Source organism: Vibrio sp. T3Y01, from assembly GCF_013114525.1.
GTDB lineage: Bacteria > Pseudomonadota > Gammaproteobacteria > Enterobacterales > Vibrionaceae > Vibrio > Vibrio chagasii_B.
Window position 1 is genome coordinate 44,855 of sequence record NZ_VTXJ01000012.1, and the last position, 19,465, is coordinate 64,319.

20 protein-coding genes are annotated in these 19,465 nt (G+C 42.2%); 13 read left to right on the forward strand and 7 right to left on the reverse strand.

All coding sequences use genetic code 11. The features are described 5' to 3' along the window. The first annotated feature begins 18 nt into the window (after positions 1-18). The 4 genes from F0232_RS14355 (at position 19) to rmf (ending at position 4,225) form a co-directional block, all read left to right on the forward strand. On the forward strand, positions 19-279 hold the full coding sequence (locus tag F0232_RS14355) for a glutaredoxin family protein (protein ID WP_081090360.1): 261 nt from the start codon (positions 19-21) through the stop codon (positions 277-279). Continuing rightward, a complete protein-coding gene (locus F0232_RS14360) occupies positions 257-2,173 on the forward strand; it encodes an ABC transporter ATP-binding protein (protein WP_105057178.1) in 1,917 nt (638 codons plus the stop codon). The genes F0232_RS14355 and F0232_RS14360 overlap by 23 nt, the downstream gene beginning before the upstream one ends. A gap of 9 nt (positions 2,174-2,182) precedes the next feature. After that, the gene (locus tag F0232_RS14365) at positions 2,183-3,889 is read left to right on the forward strand and encodes a DUF3466 family protein (RefSeq protein WP_061033441.1); all 1,707 of its coding nucleotides are present in this window, start codon (positions 2,183-2,185) and stop codon (positions 3,887-3,889) included. A 162-nt stretch (positions 3,890-4,051) separates the two neighbouring features. After that, on the forward strand, positions 4,052-4,225 hold the full coding sequence (gene rmf, locus F0232_RS14370) for a ribosome modulation factor (RefSeq protein ID WP_004742306.1): 174 nt from the start codon (positions 4,052-4,054) through the stop codon (positions 4,223-4,225). A gap of 245 nt (positions 4,226-4,470) precedes the next feature. On the opposite strand, the gene fabA is transcribed toward rmf, so the two are convergent. After that, on the reverse strand, positions 4,471-4,986 hold the full coding sequence (gene fabA / locus F0232_RS14375) for a bifunctional 3-hydroxydecanoyl-ACP dehydratase/trans-2-decenoyl-ACP isomerase (RefSeq protein WP_004742305.1): 516 nt from the start codon (positions 4,984-4,986) through the stop codon (positions 4,471-4,473). Positions 4,987-5,056: 70 nt separating this feature from the next. Then, on the reverse strand, positions 5,057-6,709 hold the full coding sequence (locus F0232_RS14380) for a Lon protease family protein (RefSeq protein ID WP_105057177.1): 1,653 nt from the start codon (positions 6,707-6,709) through the stop codon (positions 5,057-5,059). 189 nt (positions 6,710-6,898) lie between these two features. Between F0232_RS14380 and matP the strand changes: the two genes are divergently transcribed. The 4 genes from matP to F0232_RS14400 all read left to right on the forward strand — a co-directional run bounded on the left by matP (position 6,899) and on the right by F0232_RS14400 (position 9,467). Next, the gene (gene matP, locus F0232_RS14385) at positions 6,899-7,354 is read left to right on the forward strand and encodes a macrodomain Ter protein MatP (protein ID WP_008221970.1); all 456 of its coding nucleotides are present in this window, start codon (positions 6,899-6,901) and stop codon (positions 7,352-7,354) included. Between the two features lie 23 nt (positions 7,355-7,377). Continuing rightward, complete coding sequence (locus tag F0232_RS14390; protein ID WP_171731730.1) at positions 7,378-7,686, forward strand: DUF3634 family protein; 309 nt, start codon at positions 7,378-7,380, stop codon at positions 7,684-7,686. A 105-nt stretch (positions 7,687-7,791) separates the two neighbouring features. Then, the gene (locus F0232_RS14395) at positions 7,792-8,103 is read left to right on the forward strand and encodes a hypothetical protein (RefSeq protein WP_105057175.1); all 312 of its coding nucleotides are present in this window, start codon (positions 7,792-7,794) and stop codon (positions 8,101-8,103) included. A 143-nt stretch (positions 8,104-8,246) separates the two neighbouring features. Then, on the forward strand, positions 8,247-9,467 hold the full coding sequence (locus F0232_RS14400; RefSeq protein ID WP_105057174.1) for a hypothetical protein: 1,221 nt from the start codon (positions 8,247-8,249) through the stop codon (positions 9,465-9,467). A 94-nt stretch (positions 9,468-9,561) separates the two neighbouring features. On the opposite strand, the gene F0232_RS14405 is transcribed toward F0232_RS14400, so the two are convergent. The 5 genes from F0232_RS14405 to F0232_RS14425 form a co-directional block, all read right to left on the reverse strand. Next, positions 9,562-10,164 (reverse strand): DUF2971 domain-containing protein, encoded by a 603-nt coding sequence (locus F0232_RS14405; protein ID WP_105057173.1) that lies wholly within the window; start codon positions 10,162-10,164, stop codon positions 9,562-9,564. 315 nt (positions 10,165-10,479) lie between these two features. Continuing rightward, positions 10,480-11,079 (reverse strand): porin family protein, encoded by a 600-nt coding sequence (locus tag F0232_RS14410; protein WP_105057172.1) that lies wholly within the window; start codon positions 11,077-11,079, stop codon positions 10,480-10,482. Between the two features lie 953 nt (positions 11,080-12,032). Continuing rightward, positions 12,033-13,757 carry an ATP-binding protein gene (locus F0232_RS14415; RefSeq protein WP_105057171.1) on the reverse strand — a complete coding sequence of 575 codons (1,725 nt, stop codon included), beginning with the start codon at positions 13,755-13,757 and terminating at the stop codon, positions 12,033-12,035. After that, complete coding sequence (locus F0232_RS14420) at positions 13,757-14,941, reverse strand: FIST signal transduction protein (RefSeq protein WP_061033420.1); 1,185 nt, start codon at positions 14,939-14,941, stop codon at positions 13,757-13,759. Before F0232_RS14420 ends, F0232_RS14415 begins: the two co-directional genes overlap by 1 nt. A 111-nt stretch (positions 14,942-15,052) precedes the next feature. Further along, entirely contained in the window at positions 15,053-15,418 is a 366-nt protein-coding gene (locus F0232_RS14425) for a hypothetical protein (protein WP_008221954.1), read from the reverse strand. 252 nt (positions 15,419-15,670) lie between these two features. Between F0232_RS14425 and ccoN the strand changes: the two genes are divergently transcribed. The 5 genes from ccoN to F0232_RS14450 all read left to right on the forward strand — a co-directional run bounded on the left by ccoN (position 15,671) and on the right by F0232_RS14450 (position 19,461). Then, complete coding sequence (gene ccoN / locus F0232_RS14430; protein WP_009846707.1) at positions 15,671-17,104, forward strand: cytochrome-c oxidase, cbb3-type subunit I; 1,434 nt, start codon at positions 15,671-15,673, stop codon at positions 17,102-17,104. Positions 17,105-17,115: 11 nt separating this feature from the next. Beyond that, positions 17,116-17,736 (forward strand): cytochrome-c oxidase, cbb3-type subunit II, encoded by a 621-nt coding sequence (gene ccoO, locus F0232_RS14435; RefSeq protein WP_004742292.1) that lies wholly within the window; start codon positions 17,116-17,118, stop codon positions 17,734-17,736. A 9-nt stretch (positions 17,737-17,745) separates the two neighbouring features. Further along, entirely contained in the window at positions 17,746-17,922 is a 177-nt protein-coding gene (locus F0232_RS14440; protein WP_004742291.1) for a CcoQ/FixQ family Cbb3-type cytochrome c oxidase assembly chaperone, read from the forward strand. Continuing rightward, a complete protein-coding gene (gene ccoP / locus F0232_RS14445) occupies positions 17,922-18,896 on the forward strand; it encodes a cytochrome-c oxidase, cbb3-type subunit III (protein WP_061033419.1) in 975 nt (324 codons plus the stop codon). The genes F0232_RS14440 and ccoP overlap by 1 nt, the downstream gene beginning before the upstream one ends. A gap of 85 nt (positions 18,897-18,981) precedes the next feature. Beyond that, positions 18,982-19,461 carry a FixH family protein gene (locus F0232_RS14450; RefSeq protein ID WP_008221951.1) on the forward strand — a complete coding sequence of 160 codons (480 nt, stop codon included), beginning with the start codon at positions 18,982-18,984 and terminating at the stop codon, positions 19,459-19,461. The last annotated feature ends 4 nt before the right edge of the window (positions 19,462-19,465 follow it).

Sequence of the window (19,465 nt, forward strand, 5' to 3'; positions counted from 1 at the left end):
ATTGTATAAGGATATATAGTGCTGACTCTCTACAGTACAGAAGGGTGCCATCTATGTGAGATGGCATTCCAACTCACGGAACAGTTAAACATTAGCCATCATATCAATGTTGTCGACATCGCATTCGATGATGAGCTCTTTTCCCGTTACGGGGTCACTATTCCGGTGCTCAAATTTGAAAGCTCTGACGGTTCTCAACACTCAGAGCTTAACTGGCCATTTGGCTTGTTAGAACTTAATGATTGGTTAAAGAAGAATGGCATTACTTACAATTCATAATGGGCAGTTAGCATTTGGCGACCACCCACTATTAGACCGTGCAGACTTCGCGCTGCAAGAAAACGAGCGTGTTTGTTTAGTAGGGCGCAACGGTGCTGGTAAGTCTACGTTGATGAAAGTCCTCTCTGGCAACATCATCATGGATGACGGCAAGATGCAAATTACACAAGATGTGGTTGTGTCTCGCTTGGAACAAGATCCGCCGCGTAACGAAGAAGGCACAGTTTATGATTATGTAGCTGGTGGTCTTGCTGAAATCGGCGAGCAGCTAAAGATCTATCATGATCTTCTGGATCTGATCGCGACCGACCCAAGTGAAAAGAACCTAAACCGTCTTACTCGTGTACAAGAGCAATTGGATCACGCTAATGCATGGCGTTTTGAAGACCGTGTAACGAATGTTCTAGGTGCTTTAAAGCTGACAGCCGAAACTAAGCTGACGGACTTATCTGGTGGTTGGCAACGTAAAGCGGCTCTTGCTCGTGCGCTTGTGTGTGACCCTGACGTGCTTCTACTCGACGAACCGACGAACCACTTGGATGTTGCTACTATTGAATGGTTAGAAGGCTTCCTGAAAGACTTCCGTGGTTCAATCATCTTTATCTCGCACGACCGTGCGTTCATTAAGTCGATGGCTACGCGTATCGTCGACCTTGATCGCGGTAAATTGAGTTCTTTCCCTGGTGATTACGAAAATTACCTAGTTGAGAAAGAAGAAGCGCTTCGCGTTGAAGAAATGCAGAACGCTGAATTCGATAAAAAGCTCGCTCAGGAAGAGGTATGGATTCGACAGGGTATCAAAGCTCGTCGTACTCGTAACGAAGGTCGTGTACGTGCGCTTAAGAAGCTACGTGAAGAGCGTTTGAATCGTCGTGAAGTGCAGGGCAAAGCGGTTATCCAAATCGATGATGCTCAGCGTTCAGGTAAGATTGTATTTGAAGCTGAGAGCATTAACTTTGGTTTCGAAGGCAAAGAGATTGTTAAAGACTTCAGCTTTAATATCATGCGTGGTGATCGTATCGCTCTTATCGGCCCTAATGGCTGTGGTAAGAGTACGGTACTTAAACTGCTTCTTGACCAGCTAAAACCTGATTCAGGTCGTCTGCATTGTGGTACTAAACTTGAAGTGGCTTACTTCGACCAATACCGTGAAATCCTAGACCCTGAGAAGTCTGTAATTGATAACCTAGCGGACGGTAAGCAAGAAGTAACTGTAGGCGGCCGTGAGCGTCATGCACTAAGCTACTTACAAGATTTCTTATTCTCGCCTAAACGTGCTCGTACTCCTGTTAAAGCGCTGTCTGGTGGTGAGAAAAACCGTCTGTTATTAGCTCGGATTTTCCTCAAATCGAACAACTTGCTGATTCTCGATGAGCCAACCAACGATCTAGATATCGAAACTTTGGAACTTTTAGAAGATTTGCTTGCCAACTATCAGGGTACGCTTCTTTTAGTAAGCCACGATCGTCAGTTTGTAGATAATACAGTAATGACAAGTTGGATCTTCGAAGGCAACGGCGTGATTGAAGAATTTGTTGGTGGCTATCACGATGCGCAACAGCAAAGAAAGCAGGCGCTTGAATACCGACAGGTTGAAAAGCCATCAAAGCCAACGAAAGTAGTTGAGGAAACTCCCAAAACTGCACCAGTTAAAGCTAAACCTAAGAAGTTATCGTATAAGCTACAGCGAGAGCTAGAAGCGTTACCACAACGTTTAGAAGAATTGGAAACACAAATTGAAGCTCTTCAGGAAGAAGTTAATGATCCAAGCTTCTTTTCAAAATCTGTAGAGCAGACACAGCCAGTTTTAGATAAGCTAACTGCGACAGAGCAGGAGCTTGAAGTTGCATTTGAGCGCTGGGAAGAGCTCGAGGCACTACAACAGGAAAGTTAAGAAGTAATAATGACTTGTACTAAATTTAAATTAACAACAGTTGCAGCTCTAGTTTTGGCTGCAACTAATGCCAACGCTGCGCTGTATAAGGTCGTTGAAGTAACGCCTTCGATTACCGGTGCATCTGAGATTTTTGGTGTAGCGATCCAGCCTGGTAGTGCTACCGACGGAACGAATGACCTTGCACTAGGGTGTTTTAACTCAGCTGCAACAAACTGTGCTGACACTACATTCAAACTGGCTGGTGAAACTCGCAATACGGTTGAAGCGGTAAGCTATCGCGAAGAAGTGCCTTTCGCTATGGATGCTCCATTCCAGTACATCCAAGAGTTTGATGATTTCGAAAACTATTGCTATCGAGAACTGAGATATTCTACATGTGAGAGCTGGGCTCAAAATCGTTGGAACGATACTTGGAGCAAGGAAAGAAATGATCTCACTCATGTAAACGCTAAAGCCTTTGTCGAAGGTGGTGCCACATATGAGAGCCGTAATACGGTGATTAACTCTCTAGATGATACAGCTCAACCATTAGGTGTTAAATCTGAAGGTGGTATCCGCAACAACGCACTATTTACGACGACAAATGGACCTACTGGTACTTCTGAAACACGTGCTTGGAAAGCTATCACAGCAAGTAACGGCACTGTTTACAATGTAGGTAGTGTGTCTGAGGAGTTTGCACCTACAGATACATCTGAGCCAGACAAAGCTTTTGCTTCTAAAGCGGCAATCTGGGATGACACTACGACCAAAGAAATTGATTGGATTCGCAGCGGTAATGCTCAAGAAGGTGATTATTTTGCTCAAGGCAGCATGCGCTCAATCGTTGAATCAAACTCTGTTTTCTATGGTGTTGGCTATAATACCGAAAATGGTAACGGCGACCTACAAGACATGAATGCCAGTGTCTTTGTGAGCAATTCGTTAGATCTAACGAGTGCGACATGGACAACTACACAGATTAGCGGCGCAGAGGTTAAGTCTGGCTCGTCTAATGACGATGCGAGATACAGCAACTCTGTTGCGACTGATATTAACAACAACTTGTTCGCTGTTGGTTATGCCAAACGTAATGGCTATGTTCCAGAGAATGGTAGTGCAGGTAATAAGATCTTTGTTGTAACGGATGCGACAAACCCAACAGCAACATTCTTATCCGGTGGCATTTTCTTTAGTGGCTCAAGTGGCGAAGCTAAAGCAGTAAATAACTACAATGAATTTGTAGGCCAGATTGATGCGGAAACGACTCGTGAAGTAGACGGTAGTGAAAGAAGACACAGAGGCTTTATTTACCCGTATCAAGCAAATGGCACTGACGCATCAAGAATTGCGCTGTTTCAGAGCAAAGCTTGGTGGCTAGACGATCTAACCAATGATGGTGATGCTTCTGGTGAAAACAACAAGTTTAGAATCATCGACGCAACTGACATTAACGATGCTGGTGTAATCTCGGCGACTGCGATTAAGTGTACTGTTGGTGGAACAGCTCAGCCGTATGATACAACGTCTCACAACTCATACTGTGGTGGCGCGTCATCTAATGCGGTAGAAGAGGTTGTAGCGGTTAAACTTGTTCCTATTGCTGGCAAAACTCAAGCTGATATTCAAGCTCGTAGTGCCGACTCAGAGAAAGTCGATCGTCAAGGTGGTAGCCTAGGTTGGTTAACTTTGACTGTACTTGGTCTGTTAGGGTTCCGTAGAAAATTTAAATAATTTTTTCTCTTGAGCCCGAGTTCACAATTCTGAACTCGGGCTTTTTTTCACCTTGAGAAAACTGAGAAATTGGTCAATTCTTAAACTTGGAGTCACAAAAACTCCGCAAAGTTGTAATCATTGTATGTTAGTAAATCGAAATACCCGTATGAGGACTGCACTATGAAGAGACAAAAGCGTGATCGACTAGAACGAGCACAATCTCAAGGCTATAAAGCTGGTTTAAACGGTAGGTCACAAGAAGCTTGCCCATATAGTCAAATGGATTCTCGGTCTTATTGGTTAGGTGGTTGGCGAGATGCCAGAGATGATAAACAAGCAGGTCTCTACAAGTAGATAGAGCGCAACGAATTCAAGGTCAGGGCTTCATTGGTTTAAATACAATGGAGCCTTGTTAGTTTTTAGGGGGAGGTAAAGTTTGCAAAATAACATAGAGAGTAGTTGGTATGTTCTGAAGGTAGCATTCATAGCTGGTGGATGTTATATCTCAATTAATCCGAACCTTAATGCACTATAACTAAATATATTGCAGATAAAAATAAAGCAGCCATTGGCTGCTTTATTTAAATTTAACTATCTAATTAGAATGCTGACGTGTCTTGGAAAAGGCCAACTTTCAAATCTTTAGCAACATAAATCTCTTTGCCATCAACAAGTACGCGACCATCAGCAAGGCCCATAACTAGGCGACGGTTAACAACACGCTTCATGTGGATCTCGTACGTTACTTTTTTCGCTGTAGGTAGGATTTGACCAGTGAATTTAACTTCACCAACACCTAGAGCACGGCCTTTACCTTCGCCGCCAACCCAACCAAGGTAGAAACCAACCAGTTGCCACATTGCATCAAGGCCTAGACAACCAGGCATTACTGGGTCACCAGGGAAGTGACAATCGAAGAACCATAGGTCAGGAGTAATATCGAGCTCAGCAAGCACTAAACCTTTACCGAAATCACCTTCAGTCTCAGACATTTTGGTGATGCGGTCCATCATCAACATGTTTGGTGCTGGTAGTTGAGGACCTTGTGGCCATAGTTCGCCTTGGCTTGAAGCTAGAAGCTCTTCGCGAGTGTAAGAATCACGTTTGTTTTGCATTATCAATTACTCCGATTTTTGATAGGTGCATATTAGTGAACAGGTGTACGCTAAACAAGTCCGATCAGTACTAGACAAACCAGTTTTTGATGCGTCCAACAATTCCAATTGGGTGCTCATGTCTTTCAAAGTTTTCAATACGTTCCGCGATTTTACTAAGAACGCTTTCTTCTTCATCGTCCCTAAATGGTTTGCTCATAATGAGAGGAATAGCTTCGTCTACATTTGACACAGACCAGATGTGAAATTCTTCGTTTTTGATGCTTTCGATAAGGTCCGGTTTCAGTGCAAGATGTCTCAGATTAGACCTTGGAAGTATCACGCCTTGTTTGCCTGTTAGGCCTTGATGCTTACAAACATGGTAGAAACCTTCGATCTTCTCATTGAGGCCACCAACCGCTTGCACACGACCAAATTGGTCGACAGCACCCGTTACAGCGATTTGTTGGTCGATAGGGTATTCAGATAGTGCGCTCACTAGAGAACACAGCTCAGCAAGCGAAGCACTGTCGCCATCAACTTCGCAATACGATTGTTCAAACACGACAGACGCAGCGTATGGCAATGGATCTTCAAGGTTTAGCGCACTGCTAACGAACGCTTGCATGATCATCATGCCTTTCGCATGCAGGTTACCACCAAGCTCAGCTTTACGTTCAACATCGGCAATATCACCATCGCCAAAGTGAATGACACACGAAATACGTGCTGGCTCACCATAAGAGATTGGGTGGCCTGGAACATCGATAACGGTTAGGCCGTTCACTTGGCCCACTTGTTCACCTTCAGTTTCGATGATGACTTGGCCATCTCGAATATCATCAAGTGCGCGCTCTGGTAGGTATGATTCTCGATTGTATTTATGCTGTTGAGCTTGTTGGATATGCTGAATATCAATCTCGCCGTTATTGGCTTCAATCAGCGCTTCATTCAGTAGCGCGTTGTGCCAAATCGGACACAATGGAATGTAACTTTGATCTTCTGTTTCTCGAGCGCCTGCGGTCAAAATTGCCGTCAACGCTTGTTGAGTAATATTCGGCAGTTCGTAACGCTTCTGAAGCCACTTCAGATACCCTAGATATTGAGTCAAAGTCTCTTCAGACAGTTTAATGTCTTGTTCAATTTCACTAAAAAGACAAAAACCAGTTTGAATATCGCTATCCAAGTAATCAAGGTCACCGAGTTGCGCTCTGTCTCCAACGACAATCAATTTGATGTTGTATGTAAGAGGAAGCGTTGGTGATTGATTCAAGTGCTCAGGGTTACTGCTGATTGGCTCCACAGCTTCGCTAAGAAGCGCAGATTTTAATAATAACCAGCTACCCGGGTTAGCAAGAATCAAATTTGCAGATACGATCAAGTAGCCGTTGTTTGCTCTGGTGAGTAGACCAGGTTTCGTCGCGATGACTTTTCCATCTCTAGACTGAACTTGGTCAAACAGAGAAATTGCATTCAACGATTCGGTTTTGATAACGGGCTGTGTATCGTCATTCAGTTCAGCGACTAAAGACTCAACGATCATTTGGCGATAGATCGAGTTGTCCGGAGAGTTGACCAACAAAACACGTGAAAGGTTTGATAAGCGGACAAAGCGAGTCAACGCGTCTCTGAATCTGTGTTGAATATCTGAAAATGGGAGAGGCGAGATGTCATGGAATTGCTCTAATTGAGCGCTATATTCGTCGTACTGAGGCGTAACATGTCGCCAATCTACTTGAGTCATTTAAGTTTCTGATTATGATAATGAGGTAGGGAGTATATAGAAAAACCGATCTCGCTTGTAGCTCTATATGGACGTTACTGATCACTGGACTAATATAAGTATGATCTTGGTCTATTCTTTCAAGACAATAATTGTTAAATCGCCCATTTTGGGTTACGCTGTCACTAGGATTAACACTCGAGATTAGACATGAAATATCAGCAACTTGAAAACTTAGAATGTGGTTGGAAATGGAACTATCTGGTCAAAAAATGGAAAGAAGGCGAATCGATCACCTGCCACATTGATTCAAGTGAAGCTGACGTCGCTATTCAGGCGTTATTAAAGCTCGAACACCAACCTACAGGTGTGCTTGAGTGGATATCAGACAACATGTCTCCAGAGCTCGACAATAAGCTCAAACAAGCGATTAGGGCGAAGCGCAAACGCCACTTTAACGCTGAACAAGTTCATACCAAAAAGAAATCAATCGACCTCGATTATCGCGTCTGGGAAAAGCTATCCCAAAGAGCGAATGAGCTAGGTTGTACCTTGTCTGACGCCATCGAATATTTGGTGAGTGAAGCATCACGCAGCGAACAGGCGAGTAAAACGGTAACGAGCCTTAAAGAAGATTTAAGCAAGCTTCTTTCTGACGATAAGTAACCATCAATATTAGTGGTGACGTTATGATGTATGTAATCTTAATCGGTGCAGTGTTGGTATTTTGGTTGGTCGCTGTAGATAGACCCGTCCTGAAAATCAAATTCAATGATGGCGCTATTGAGCAGGTTAAAGGTCATCTTCCGCCGAGTTTTAAGCACAACCTTCAAGAGATCGGCCACAACAATGCGTTTAAGGGCGAATTAAAAGTGTATGCGAAACGTTCTGGCTATAACTTGAAGTTCACTAAGGACGTACCTAAAAGCGTACAGCAACGCATTCGCAATGTGTTCCCGCATAACGGATTCAAGTCTAAAGGCTCAAAGAAAGCTTAATTTTCGATAATTACGTGTTATCCAATACAACATCATACTAAGTTAATCCTAAACATCTCTCCATTATCTGCATACTGTTTTCAATCTTAACTAAAAGAGAACAGTATGAGATATCTTGTAATTTTATTGTGCTTTTTGTCACCACTAACACTTTCCGACGATGCCTTGATTAACCCAGTAGCAAAGAAGATTAAGACCTCTGTCCTTAAAGGGCTCAGTAAGAGTCATATTGAGGTAGAAGGATATTGTGATCTTATGATTGAGATGAAGCACGCCAAAGGTTATGCAAGAATCAAAAAGGTCAGAACCTCTGGGGATAGCAAAATCTGTAAAGAAGCTAAAAAGCATCTGCCTAAGCGTAAAAAGTTCAAGTACAGCTTTCCTGAGAAATACATTCGTCTTCACATATCAGAATAACCGCTCTAATGCACTATAATTAAATATCTATAATTTTAATGAAACAATTTCGTGAACCAATCTCTAATTTCTATTAATATTTAGCTCACTTATAAAGTCAGCATATGCTGCCAAAAGAAGATTAGGGCAAAGGAAAGTCTCGGTTGTTGTTAGCAAATAAAAATTACACCCCAGAAGTCATAGAGATCTCTAGAAAAGTTTCAATTAACGTTGAGGCTCGTTTTACTAAATGGTTGATATCCACAAAATATAAACTCGACCAATCAAAGGTCGACACGCTACTTAGTTTAGAGAATAGATATTGCGAGAGCGTAATCTTTGATGAAGCGGATCGAATTTCACATAACCAGCGCATTCTGTTGCGCTGTGAACAAGATAGAGTAAATGCCAAACGCGAGAAGGTAGCGGCCAAACAACAGACACTGCGTTACGTCATTGACGATGTGAGTGACGCCGCCTCTGTACTCATGCTAGAGAAGCTTCAAGGCACACTCATAAGCTCCTTATTTACCCAATTACCCGATTACAATCAGTTCGCGAGTGTTGGGTATTCTCCATCTTTAAACTTTTCAAAGTTACACAAAATATCATCAGAAAGCAGGGCGCTTAGCTCTAGCCTTGTTGAGTTTGTGTCTAACCGAGAGTTCACAGAAAAGTACGGTAAGAAATCTAAAATCATTCTCGACCCCAAAGTTGCGGCAAGGCAAATCGGTATCGAGAACTGCCGTTTGTTGTTTCCATTACTAATGAGTCAGCAACTGATTAAGTGGAATGACAACAACATTAAACATATCGTACCGAAGGTTTGGCAACATTTGGTGGTGACCTCGAATACTACGCGCATGAGGTTACAAGAAACGTCCGTTAAAGATCCAAATGTTGGAATTCTTTTAGGTGTACTGAGAGTCTTACCTTTATTTCTGATTTGTAATCATTTCTCTTCGACATTCGAAGATGCTTTGGTTAAAACCATGATCGGCTATCGTGATGCGAGTGATAAGCATGAAGAGTATTATGCTTGCGCTGAAGTCATCCCAAATACGAAATTTCTAGAGTCGATGATAGAGCAACTCGAACTCAAGCTACTTAAGAAGCTTGTCGAATTTATTGACTGGAGCCCAACCAACCAGTTTATAAAGCGAGCGTTGTTAGAGGAAGTAAATGACATACCAGCGCTAGAAAGAACCCTTTATGGAGCTGCGTTAGCCCAAGGGAGAAAGTTCTCTATTTTTGAAGCGCTGGATAATAGTGATTTGTTCAATGTTAAGCACAGACCCTATTGGTTTTCCAATGTTCAAATGTCAGCGATGACGATTGAGCAAATGCAGAATAGGGTACCAGGTAAAATAACCGATAAGATGTAATGAAGAGAGCCACACTTGTGTGGCTCTTTCTTTTAAGTTGCACTGTCACTTTATTTGGGTTGCTGACAAAGCCTGACTTACCAACAGTGGCTGTTTAGCAAACCGCTTCAAACGTGAATGAGTCCTGTTTGGCCATTGCTTGTTTGACTGGAATACCTAGGCGTTGGCATGTCATTAACAGTTTAAGCTTTCTATCCGCTGGAGCATGCTCTGAGAGAATGACTGAAGTAAGGCATTGTTTGTTAAGAAACAGTTTATTGCCTTCGAGCTCTTCCTTAGGAAGTACCCAGCGATATTCACGCTCATAGCGCCAATTAGAGTGCTTTACCTTAAAGAGCTCGGTACCTAAGCTTAATGGCGGTAACTTCTCTAACAAAGGCAAACTGATATTGTTTGGATGGTCTTCATATTGAACCTCAAAGCAATTTAGGTTCGCGTCCCCCTCATAATAGTTAAGGTCGTACTCAATACACATACCTTTGAAGTTGTCACCATACTGTGACCACAGTATAGGGTGGTCGCTGGATTGCGAGAAACACATCACCTTAAAATCATTTTGAAGGCACTGGTTGAAGATGTGGTTAGAATCAAAAGGGTTGTTAAAAGATTTAGCGTAATCAAACCACAACGAACACTCGGATATAGATTGTATGTTTCTATCGTGGAGCGATCTGAACTTATAAAGTTTAGGCAACATATCAAACACCTAGTTTACAACATTTCCTGATGTTAACACTTTAATTGGTAATGCAACTCCGAATGCACAGCATTTGATTGCTTAATCACCTTATTTTCAATTATAACTGTTTGATAGATCAAAATTTAAACACGAAATAGTGGTCTGTTTAGGTGGTTTATTTTGCAAAATGTGGTCACTTAAACTGCCTATATCTCCATAAAATAAGATACAACGTAACTTTTTTAGGCTAATTCAGTCAAGATAAAGGACCGAGTAACGCCCACTTTAGAGAGGAAGGCTTTGCTAGAGTGGGCTAACGGTTATTCGAAGGGGTTAAAACTTGTATCGCGCACCAATATAAGCGGTTTGTGAAGAAACATCGACATCGTAGATTTCAACACGTGCATTTCGGTAGCCAAGGTGGATGTCGATATTGTCTGAGACTATCGCACCAAGCTCTGCACCAACTTGGTAAGCTGCTTCTGATTTAGATTCCGAGGTTCCGGACATTTTTACGTCCATATCCATCGAGCCAACACCAGCTAATAGTGATACGTATAAGTCTAACGCATCTCCTTTAACAATGAATTTTGGCTTAACGTTGACGAAGAAAGCCTGACCTTCGATATCCATCGAATCGCTAAAGCTTACCTTACCAATTTTTCGGTATTCGGCTTCTAGTCCTAACTTAACAACATCATGAGTATTGAATTCGTAGCCTCCAACTAGGTTATAACTGAGGTCAGAAAGGTCTGATGAATCTTCAATGGCGTCGTTAGGGAATTCAAATTCGGTTTCATTGTAAAAGCCGATATCAGCACCAACATAAAACTGACCAAGCTCCTTAGACGAAGCTTTTTTATCACTAGCAACCGCTTGGGAGATCATTGCGAAGATAGATAATAGTGATAGGGCGACCATACTGCTTTTCATGTAAAACCTTTATTTAGTAAGTTATTGATTTCCCGGACATGCTATCAAACAAAAGACGTATTAGTTAATACGAAACCTGTCTAAATATCTGATTTTAAAAGCTTGTAGATAATAGAAGTATCAACATCTCACATGTAAGACAAGGTATGAAGAGCACCAACAAAGTGATGAATATGAATAGTAAATACGTTGCGTTGTCACTTATCCACAATTTACTGCAGTGCAATTAACTACGGATACATTTTCAATGCTATGCAGCTTTCTAAGAATCTCTTTTGAGTATCAGAGACAAGCTAATTAAGCCTGAGTAATGAGAACGATGTAAATTGATAGAGCTTAAAGCGAGCTCAACTTGAAAGAGCCCAACTAAGTAATCAGCAATTCAGATTAGACATTAGTCATGTGTGGGAGATCTTGGAATGCACGAGCAGTATGAGCTGGCCAGGTTATTCAGGCTTTTCAGTTTGTTCAGGTCTCAGAGATAAACTGTTTTCAACAGCGAGTGGATAACATCAAGATAGAGTTAGTTTTTGCAAGAAGTCGACCTGAAATTTTTCCAGCAGGCGCTGTAATGTAATGAGGTAAAAGTTAATTTTGACAGACGCTTTGATTGGAGCCTGTAAGAGTGTTTATCTGATGCAATCAAGGTGGTGGGAATTATATCGATTAAACATGTAGCCAATCCATAAAATGCTTAAAAGAGTTAATTTAAATGGCTCTGTACGTAAAATCTGCTAGGAATAAGGCTAATAAGTCTCCTAGATTTTAATGTGCATCACTGCGTATTATGTATATTATGTTAAATATGGTTTGGTAATCATAAGGCAGAGTTCGATATACGATGCCCTGCCTTCGTTTCTATCCAACTGATACTGTGTATTTAACCATAATGGCTATTTACCATAAAATACCTAATAAACATATTTCCTAATCTTCGATTAAGAATACGTTTATTAGATCTCAAGCATTAATCTATCTATAGCTTCTGTTATTTCTTTTGTTCTTACTGGTTTGGTAACGAAATCATTCATACCGACATCTAAACATGAGCATTTATCTTCAACCGATGTGTGTGCCGTTAGCGCGACGATTGGTGTTTGTATGTTTGCTTCTCTCATGTATTTGGTTGTGGTTAAACCGTCCATAACCGGCATCGATACATCCATTAGGATAATGTCTATCGAGTCGTTGTTGTCTTCGACAAATCCTATCGCTTCTTCGCCATTACTTGCGATAAAAACTTCATGACCCTGTCTTGTTAGAATGAGCTTAATCACCATTTGGTTTGTTGGGTTGTCTTCAACAACCAGCACTGAATATCGGCTTCTTAGTTCTCTTGAACAGACATCATCTTCCAGTTGATTGCAATTGTTAGTCACTCTGGTGAGCACTGGCAATTGGACTTCAAACTTAGAACCTTTCCCAGGCTCACTTTCCACTGATATACGTCCACGCATCAATTCGACCAATCTTTTGGTGATTGCCAAACCTAAGCCTGTGCCACCAAACCTTCGTGTGATTGTACTATCTGCTTGCACAAACGGGCTGAACAATGACGATAGCTGTTGCGAACTAATTCCAATGCCGGTGTCTTCGACTGCTATGTAGAATGAGCTCTGTTGGTATTTTATGGATACATGAACGTGCCCATGTTCCGTAAATTTGATGGCATTGCCTATTAAGTTAAACAAGATCTGTGCTAAACGGCTCGGGTCTATATAGTGAAGTTCACCCTCAGGGATATCACTAGAAATCGTGAGCGTTAGACCTTTATCGTCTGCCGCCTTCTTTTGTTCAGATAAAACAAAAGTTACAGTGTCTCTTACATTGCTCCATTGTGGTGCTAATGAGAAGCACCCGGATTCTATTTTGGAAAAGTCCAATACATCACTGATGATCGCTAGCAAAAGCTCAGACGATGTACTCATATTTAGCAGTATAGACTGTTGTTCTGGCGTTAGTTGAGTCGATTTTAACGTGTCGATTAGCCCAATGATGGCGTTCAGTGGCGTTCTTAACTCGTGGCTCATCATTGCCAGGAATTCTGACTTTGCTTTGTTGGCTCTTTCAGCGTCTTTCCTTGCTGTTACAAGCTCCGCGGTTCGCTCTCTCACTGTGGCTTCGAGTTTCTCTTTGTTCTCTATGTCGAAAACAGCGCGCTCAATAAGCGGGCGAAAACGGTTTAGAGTTGCTTTAGTTTCGATACTAAAATGTTTGGTATTCGAGTGAATAAAAATAATGACCGATTGCGTTAGCCCGCTATCGATACCAGTAATCAACACCGAGTTTATTTGGTCAAGAATAATGGGATGCAAAGAGTTGAATTCACCCAGAGACTTGGGCTCAAAAAGGATAGCGCATTCCCCATTAATGACTCGAGACAGCTTGCCACAATCTGTCCAGTGCATCTGTTCAAAGACTTTATTATTTGTCAGTAGAGTCTTGAAATTACCTTCGTTCCCTACTCTTGAGACTACGATAAAGTCGTCAAATTTGATGTACTTTTTTAAGACAAACTCAAGGCTAGAAAATATCTCAGAGATGTTACTTGCTTTACTGATCGCAGAGATAGTCGATAGGATCACCCTATTCTCTTCAGCCAGTTTCCTCTCACGGGCTTTTAGTTTTTGTAGTTCAATACGTGCTTCTTGCAGCGCTTCTTGACCTTCAGAGCCCATTATTTTTTTAACCTATAAAACGTTGCTGATGACACCATTAAGTTACCGTGTGCGTTCTCTCCACCAGAAAGTCTTCCTTGCTCACCAAAAGTGAATGGGCATATGTAAGGAAGCCCATTAAGTGCTTGATTTATTTGTTCACAAACCTCATCCATGTCTTGTTTAAGGTTTAACATTGGACCAGCACAAAAGATGTTGATAGCACCTAATTTCTCTTCCAGATCCATGTCATTGTAGTAAGACGAATGAATGATGTTGGCGGCGCGGCTAATTAACTGCTGCTTAGAACCTTGCATTAAGTATATGGTGTCGCCTTCGTTGATGTCGGTAAATAACTCGATTCCGTCGCACTCTGTTTCTCGGATAGAGTGTGAAAGCTTGAAATACGGATAGTTGTAAGACGAACCGACTTTTCTTCCCAAAGGATAAACAGACGATTTTTCAAAGATATAGCCGTCGTCGCTGCCCCCTAAGTGGAAATTGGTCCACTCGTTGTAAACCGTAGCAGCTGGCCTATGGTCTATCTCCAGTAAGATTCTGTTTCGTACTTTAGTCACGGTACCTGAGTAACGCGTGGGCGTGTGACCTGCACTGAATGATGAATAGATGGATTGAGAGGCGAAAAAGACCGTTAAAGAGATCCCGTTAATAGAAAGCGACTCTTCGGTAAAGATACTCCAGTTACCAGATACCTGATTATCGGCAGCACTGCCACCAATGATAGGAACTTCAGTCCCGAACTTAGTATCGATCGCTGCCATTACTTTCTCCTCGTTACCAGGAGTAGAATGAAGCAAGATTAAATCTGGGATCTCACCTTCTCTATTTGCGTTTCTAAGCGCTGTATCTATCGCGTCGAAGGTGCTTTGCTCGATGGATTGGCTGAAGTGTTTAATACCCGTTCCGTAGGCATTAATACCTGAATCATAGATGATGAGTACACCGATGACTGGACCTGAATGAAAGCCCGTTTCCGTCATTATTCCATGGCAGGTGGTACAGCCGTGTATGGGAGTGTTGGGAAGCGCATCTACGAAATATCTCTGCACAGCGAGCGTGGAGTACTCTTCTGTGCAGTAACAAATGAGGCAAGCGATATTCTCAGGGTTTTCCACCCCTTGAAGCAGTTCATCTACTGCGATTTTATCGTCGAGGGAATAAGAGACTTTTGATAGAAATTTCATAGATTTCTGGAAACTTTATTAATGTCTTCTTTATAACACTTTAATGCACAAGGTTTCACTGGTTTAGTCAACATTTCTATCAAAGAGCGAGGTGTTGCTCAGTTTTCCATTTTATTCTTTGGATAGGTTTACTGTATACGTCATGACCTGTTGTGGAAATGTAACCGTTATTGAGGCGCTCTTATCATCGGTTTGTAAAAGCCAAGATGAAGACCCTTTCGATTCTAAAACTCCGCTTCCTTCATAGCTAATGATAAATTTGCCAGTTTTAGATGTTTCGATCGAATACCCCTGGCTATCGTCCGAAATTAAAACATTATTATTATCAATACCAAATTCACAAGGTTTTGAAACGATACAGGTTATTGTCTCGTTATTATCGTATGTCACTGTTCTCCAAGTAAATGCAGCTATTAAAATAACCAACATGACGATAATTTGAACAAGCCTGCCTTTTGTTAGCTTTTGTGCCGCCATTATAATCTTTACTCCTTGTTACAAAGTTCAAAGTTTTTAAATAAAAATCCAATTCCAGACCAAGCGTAAGGTTACTACTCTGTCATTGATTTGTTAATTCAAGTATAGTGTCGCGTTGAAAATGCCACTTTTTTTTAAAATCAGCAAGTGGAAATAAGGTCCTGAATAGGCTGAATTTCCTTTTCTAATTTGGGTGGCATTACGACGTGAGTCGTGTTGGAAGTAAAGTGTAGTAAATAAGAAATTGGAAGCATGCAAATGAGCCAAGAAAAGCAGCTTGAACAAAACTACAACTATACGGTCGTCCGTCAATTTACCCTGGTTACAATTTTGTGGGGTATTGTCGGTATGGGCGTTGGTGTTTTGATTGCCGCTCAATTAGTTTGGCCACAGCTAAACTTTGATACGCCGTGGTTGACGTACAGTCGTTTACGTCCCCTGCATACTAATGCGGTTATTTTTGCGTTCGGTACAAGTGCGCTGTTTGCAACATCATATTATGTTGTGCAACGTACCTGTCAGACGCGTCTCTTTGGTGGCCCTCTCGTAGCCTTTACCTTTTGGGGTTGGCAAGCGATTATCCTGTCCGCTGCAATTACTTTACCGTTAGGTTTGACCTCTGGTAAAGAATACGCAGAACTAGAATGGCCAATCGATATTGCTATTACTCTTGTGTGGGTAGCTTATGCGGTCGTGTTCTTCGGAACCATGATTAAACGTAAGACATCACACATTTACGTAGCAAACTGGTTCTTCGGAGCCTTCATCATCACGGTTGCCGTGTTGCACATCGTTAACAGCCTAGCTGTTCCTGTATCTGCGTTTAAGTCGTACTCGATTTACTCAGGTGCAATTGATGCAATGGTGCAATGGTGGTACGGACACAATGCGGTAGGCTTCCTATTGACAGCTGGTTTCCTAGGTATGATGTACTACTTCGTTCCTAAACAAGCTGGTCGCCCTGTTTATTCTTACCGTTTGTCGATCGTTCACTTCTGGGCACTTGTGTCTCTGTATATCTGGGCTGGTCCTCACCACCTACACTACACTGCACTTCCAGACTGGACTCAGTCTCTAGGTATGGTTATGTCTTTGGTTCTGTTTGCTCCTTCTTGGGGTGGCATGATCAACGGTATCATGACTCTGTCTGGCGCGTGGCATAAGCTTCGCTACGACCCTATCCTACGTTTCCTAATCGTTTCTCTATCATTCTACGGCATGTCGACTTTCGAAGGCCCAATGATGGCAATCAAAACGGTTAACGCACTATCTCACTACACGGACTGGACTATCGGTCACGTTCACTCTGGTGCGTTAGGTTGGGTTGCAATGGTTTCTATCGGTTCGGTTTACCACTTAGTTCCTAAACTATTTGGTCAAGAGCGTATGTACTCTGTATCTCTAATCAATGTTCACTTCTGGTTAGCAACGATTGGTACGGTTTTCTACATTGTTGCAATGTGGATCTCTGGTGTGATGCAAGGTCTGATGTGGCGTGCAGTTAACTCTGACGGTACATTAACTTACAGCTTCGTTGAATCTGTAGAAGCGTCTTACCCGTTCTACTTTGTACGTTTCCTAGGTGGTTTCATCTTCCTATCTGGTATGTTCTTAATGGCATACAACACGTACAAAACTGTTTCTGCACCTAAAGATAGCCTTAAAGCTATCCCTCAACCGGCTTAAGGAGATTTAGAATGAGCTCAAATTCAAATAATCGCCATGAGTTGGTAGAGAAAAACGTTGGCCTATTAGCGATCTTAATCGTTATTGCTATCAGTTTTGGTGCGTTAGTAGAAATCACCCCTCTTATCTTCCAAAAGCAGACAACTGAACCTGTAGAAAACCTACGCGTTTACTCTGCTCTGGAAATGGAAGGTCGTGATATCTACATTCGTGAAGGTTGTAACGTATGTCACAGCCAAATGATTCGTCCTTTCCGCTCTGAGACTGAACGTTACGGCCACTACTCTGTAGCTGGCGAAAGCGTTTGGGAACACCCTTTCCTATGGGGCTCTAAGCGTACTGGTCCTGATCTAGCGCGTGTTGGTGATCGTTACTCTGATGAGTGGCACCGTGTTCACCTTATCGACCCTCGTGAACTTGTTCCTGAATCAAACATGCCTGGTTTCCCATGGCTTGCTGAGAATGTACTTGATGGCAAATTGACTCAACAGAAGCTTGAACTCTTCCGTAATCAATTTGGTGTTCCTTACACAGACGAACAAATTGCTAACGCTAAACAAGATGTTGAAGGAAAAACAGAGATGGATGCAATCATCGCTTACCTTCAATCGCTTGGCCACGCAATGAAATAAGGAATAATTATGGACATTATTACATTTCAAAGTGTTTGGACTGTGACTGTTTTTGCTTGCTTCATCGGCATCGTTTGGTGGGCATATGGCAAGAACCGTAAATCACGTTTCGACGAAGATGCGAACCTAGTGTTTGCTGACGACGAGCCAGCAACAAGTTCTAAAAATGAAGGAGTGACAAAGTAATGAGTACATTCTGGAGTATCTGGGTTAGTGCGATTACGATTGGTACCCTAATTGGTTGTGCTGTCTTACTTCGTTGGTGTTTTAAAGACAAAACAGGCGTAGAAGAAGGTCAAGATATGGGCCATGAATACGATGGTATTCGTGAGCTTAACAACCCACTACCAAAATGGTGGACATACCTTTTCATCAGTACGATTGTTTTTGCAGCGGTTTACCTTGCTCTATACCCTGGCCTAGGTAACTTTAAAGGCCTTTTAGGTTGGACAAGTTCAGACCAAACGGTACGTAGCGTTGAAGAGTCTCGCTCTGCAATTGCTGCTGCGCAAGCAAACAAACAGTTAGATGCGTACGCGAAAGAGCTTGATGATGCAGACACCTACTTCGGTGAAGCATTCAGAAAGCTAGCTCACGACGAAAACGGTTTACGTTCAATCCCTGACATTGCATCAGACGCTGACGCAATCAAAGTGGGTCAACGTTTATTCTTGCAAAACTGTTCTCAGTGTCACGGCTCTGATGCACGTGGTCAGAAAGGTTTCCCTAACCTAACTGATGACGCATGGCTATATGGCGGTGAACCTGAGGCTATCGTTACAACAATCATGCACGGTCGTGTTGGCCAAATGCCAGGTTGGAAAGACGCGCTTGGCGAAGAAGGCGTAAAAGAAGTAGTTAGCTACACTCTTAGCCTTTCTGGTCGTAGCGTAAACGCACGTGAAGCAGAAGCTGGTAAAGCTCGCTTTGTTGTGTGTGCAGCGTGTCACGGTACTGATGGTAAGGGTAACCCTGCTGTTGGCGCACCTGACTTAACTGACCGCGATTGGTTGTTTGGCGATTCTCGTGCAGACGTAACTGAAACAGTTATGTACGGACGTTCTGGCGTAATGCCTGCTTGGAAAGACATTCTAGGCGAAGACAAAGTACAACTGGTTTCATCTTACGTGTGGAGCTTAAGCAACTCAGATAATAAGTAACATTTCAATAACAGCCTCTTTCTAAGAGGCTGTCTTTCCTTTATTTTATAACCTCTTCTTTTTATTCTTTTTTGAGATCTTTTTTATGGTAAAGCCTTGGTATAAACAGTTTTGGCCGTGGTTCTTAATCGCGTTGCCAGCGACAGTAGTTATTTGGACCATTATGACGGTTATTGTGTTTACACAGAACTCTGTAGACCTAGTGACTGAGGATTACTATAAAAAAGGAAAAGGCATTAATGTCGACATTTCAAAAGTAAATATCGCCAAAGAGCTGGGTTTATCAGCTTCGCTTAATGAGAAAGGTAACTCAGTTATCATCACGTTAGATAAAGGCAAACTTGATCACTTCCCTGCTATCAGCGCAATGTTTGTTCACAGAACACTACCAGATCGCGATTTCACTCAGCTACTAACCGCTGATGCGAGAGGCAACTACACAATGACTCTGGATCATCACTTAGAAGGTCCGTGGTTCATTGAGTTGACGCCGCATGACGAACAATGGTTAGTTCAAGGTCGCATGAACTTCCCGATTGAAACTCCTACTCAACTAACGAACTAAAGCT